The organism is Aestuariivirga sp. (assembly GCF_037139295.1).
Lineage (GTDB): Bacteria > Pseudomonadota > Alphaproteobacteria > Rhizobiales > Aestuariivirgaceae > Aestuariivirga.
Genome location: NZ_JBAXGR010000197.1, coordinates 1 through 3,536 on the forward strand (window position 1 = coordinate 1; position 3,536 = coordinate 3,536).

Sequence of the window (3,536 nt, forward strand, 5' to 3'; positions counted from 1 at the left end):
CGCGACCTGATCGTGAAGTCGAAGATCGAGCTGATGTAGGGCTGTCCATGCTCAAAAACCCATCCGGCCATGAAATTGGGGTGCTGATAAATGTCACGGCTGATGATGTTTGATAATTGAAGAGCGCGCCGTTCTCTTGCGGCGCCGCTTCATGAGTCTTGGGCGCGCCGACCTCCAAGCGACGCAATTGCGGACCGCCACGACGCCCGGCGATGCAACGGCGGTAGAATTGCGGTCACCGCAAGGGCTGTCCAAAATACTCTATGCTTTCTCGGCTTCTTGGGATTTTGAGTAAGCACAGCCGACGCGCTCCCCCATGAGGCCGGCGGCCGCGCCCCCATGGCCGGACGCTAGCGAGATGCAGCGTGAAAGAAGATCAGGTGACAAGTGCTTCGACGAACACCGAACGAAGCTTGCCCGAACGGCAGCGTTGGAACTGGCGCGAAGCGGGATCTCGCCTGCGTGGCGCTTCAACCCGGAACGGTCGCGACATGCCTCGGCACGTGTGCAAGAGCTAGGTCTCGACAATCAGACACCATAGCGTCAGCAGACAGGTTGCTGGCGGTCATCCGCTTCTTGCTTGGTTTCGGCTATGTTTTTGATAACCGCTGCGAATATCTTTGGCGCCAAGTCGGGCTTACTCTTCATACTTGAAAGTATTGCTTGAATTGTAGTTGCATTATCCAGACCACTCCAATTGGCCATGTCTCTTGCGCTAGGACTTGCATATGCCATTTCCCAATTCGGAAACGCCCTGTCTGCTACATGCCCTTCGAACAATGTGGTTATGTTCTGGTGCCTAGTGTCTAACTGAATTTTTTGGAAAATAGTTCTTACAGTATTCTCATCGCCTTCGAGAACCTGAAGAAAAATCCCATCTGTAAATACTAGTAAGCCCGTAACGTTCGCACGTTTGTTCTTTAAGCGGGCGTTCCGCAATATGATGTATAGATGCGATTGCAGCATCTTTTTTGCCGGCGAAGATGAATAGACTAGCTGGTATGGCATGAAAAGCCTCGTCAGATGCCGCGAAGGTCAGGCCCGAACTTCGCTGGCTTAGATAGCAAAATGCGTGTCGTTCTCCAAATCGAGGGGTGTCCATGCTCAAAAAAGCCATCCGGCCATGAAATTGGTGTGCCGATGAAGGTCACGCTTGATGATATTCGATAATTGAAGAGCGCGCCGTTCTCTTGCGGCGCGGCTTCCCGGCATGGGTCCAGGGCGCGCAGACCTCCGAGCGACGCAAAAGCGGCCGGCGACGACGCCCGGCAGTACGATGGCGGTAGAGGTTCAGTCGCCGTAAACGGGTCAGGCTGCTCGCCGCTCGTAGCGATGGTGCAGACCGCCGACCTGCGGTAAGGCGGCAACGTTGCCGGCAGAGGACGGCTATACAGGATGAGGCTCTGGGCAATCCTTGCCGAGCGAGAGATGCGTGCGGCTTCTGTGAGCAGGGAGCCGAGGACGGACAGAGGCGTGAGCATGCCGATGACGGTATGACTGCGGCGCCGGAAACTCTATGCTTTCTTGGCCTTTTGGAGTTTTGAGTAAGGACACCCGCGCCAGCGCGTGACGATCCTTCAACGGACGCCCCGGCAGGCCATGCCATGTTTGGACAAAGGCCTCGACGCCGGCGATCTCGAGCACGATCACGAGACGTTCGTGCCGCTCCGTCAGCGGCCCGCACTCTTGCCGCAGCATCGGGAAAAGAAATCCTTGAACGTGGTTCCAAGTGTTTGACAGCGTCTCGCGCAGAGGCATTTCGAGGTCCTGGCCGGGTGGTGATTTGTCGCGCAAACACCATGCCGGGTTTGGATTGCGGATGCCTCGAGATACCCCGTTTCGGGATGAAAAATCACCGCGCCAACGCAGTTTTGCAAGAGGCTCCATCGTTCATCCCGCTCGTCAGCTCTGGTCTTGGCCCGATTTTTGCGATTTTCCCCTAAGGTGGCTTATGATGGGGTCTCGCGGCAGGCGACAGCGGAGGTGGTCTCATGACGACCCATGTGCGGTGTGGCTCTCTCTTCACCGGTGATCGAACGGCGGCCTCGACAGGCGGCACCCTCGTATACGGTGACAACGGACTGCTCACCTACGTCGGGCCGACTGAAGGTGCCCCGGTGGTGGCCGTCGGCGAGACGGTGCTGAACTACGAATCACTCTTTGTCATGCCGGGGCTGATCGACGTGCATGTCCACCTGGCTTACGGCAATGCCAAGACCGAGGAGGACATCGATCTCTATCAGCCGATGGAATTCCGTGCACTGCGCGGCATGTTCTTCGCCCAGAAGGTGGTCGCGGCCGGCTATACCTCGATCTGTTCACCAGGCGATGCCGGGCAGATCAGCCTGTCGGTGCGCGATGCCATCACGGCCGGCCTGTTCGACGGACCTCGCGTCACCGCGGCCGGCCGTTATATCACTTCGCGTCAGGGACTAACCGACTGGTATCCTAGCTGGATCGGTGCTCCCGATACCTCGATCGGTCGGCTGGTCGCCAGCAAGGACGAGGCGGTCGAAGAGATTCGCGTCCAGGTCAAGAATGGCGTCGATTGCATCAAGATTGCCATGGACGGATTCCAGACTAGACCCGACGGTGAGCTGATCGCTGCCTTCAACCAAGACGAGACGACGACCATGGTAACCGAGGCCCAGCGCCTCGGCCGCAAGGTGGTGGTTCATGCCCGCGGTCGCGAGGCCATACTATATTCGGCGCGTGCCGGCGTCGACCTGATCTTCCACGCTTACTATCTCGATGACGAATGCCTCGACGCGATGGTCAAGTCGGGTTCCGCCATCGGTCCGACAATGACTTTCCCGCGCAACATCATCGACTTCACGCAACCCTACGAGCGTGCCGCCACCAAAGGCCGCATCGAAAATACGCTCCGGGAGTACGAGATCGCCTGCTCCAACCTGCAGCGGGCGCGCAAGGCCGGCATCCCTATGATGACCGGTACCGACAGTGGCTTTGCCGTTACTCCCTATGGCGAGTGGCACGCGCGCGAGCTTGAAATCTTCGTACGCGATCTCGGCTTTACGCCGGCCGAGGCGCTACGGTCTGCCACCGAAGTCGCTTCGCGCTTCCTGGCGCGCGGCGACAAGCTCGGTGTATTGGCGCCAGGTCGCCAAGCCGATTTTATCGCTGTCGAGGGCTCGCCCATCGACAACATCGCCCTGCTCCAGGATAAGAAGCGGATTCGCCACGTCCATATAGGCGGCAAGCGCATGCAGATCCCCGAGCGTGGCTACGATCCCAACCTCGTCACCGACAAATCCTGGATCAACTGGAGCGATCTCTACACCCAGGAGCGAGTAGCTGAACTCGGCCTGCTCGGTGGCAAGAACCTGGCCGCCGCCGAATGACGATACGGATCTAGGCGGACGACGAGCATGCATGCCGAGATCGCCGGCGCGGGTTTCGCCGGTCTGGTGACCGCGATCGCGCTTAGTCATCGCGGCTGGACGGCTCGCGTCCACGAGGTCGATGTCGAGCTGCGCGCCTTTGGCGCCGGCATCTTCATCTGGGACAACGGCCTG

General features: G+C 58.9%; 3 protein-coding genes. 1 reads left to right on the forward strand and 2 read right to left on the reverse strand.

Translation table 11 applies throughout. The annotated features are described in order from the left end of the window. Positions 1-543: 543 nt before the first annotated feature. Both WCJ41_RS20675 and WCJ41_RS20680 read right to left on the reverse strand, forming a co-directional pair. The gene (locus WCJ41_RS20675; protein ID WP_336907725.1) at positions 544-1,008 is read right to left on the reverse strand and encodes a BLUF domain-containing protein; all 465 of its coding nucleotides are present in this window, start codon (positions 1,006-1,008) and stop codon (positions 544-546) included. Positions 1,009-1,386: 378 nt separating this feature from the next. Next, positions 1,387-1,887 (reverse strand): hypothetical protein, encoded by a 501-nt coding sequence (locus tag WCJ41_RS20680; RefSeq protein WP_336907726.1) that lies wholly within the window; start codon positions 1,885-1,887, stop codon positions 1,387-1,389. A gap of 104 nt (positions 1,888-1,991) precedes the next feature. Between WCJ41_RS20680 and WCJ41_RS20685 the strand changes: the two genes are divergently transcribed. After that, the gene (locus WCJ41_RS20685; protein ID WP_336907727.1) at positions 1,992-3,362 is read left to right on the forward strand and encodes an amidohydrolase family protein; all 1,371 of its coding nucleotides are present in this window, start codon (positions 1,992-1,994) and stop codon (positions 3,360-3,362) included. The last annotated feature ends 174 nt before the right edge of the window (positions 3,363-3,536 follow it).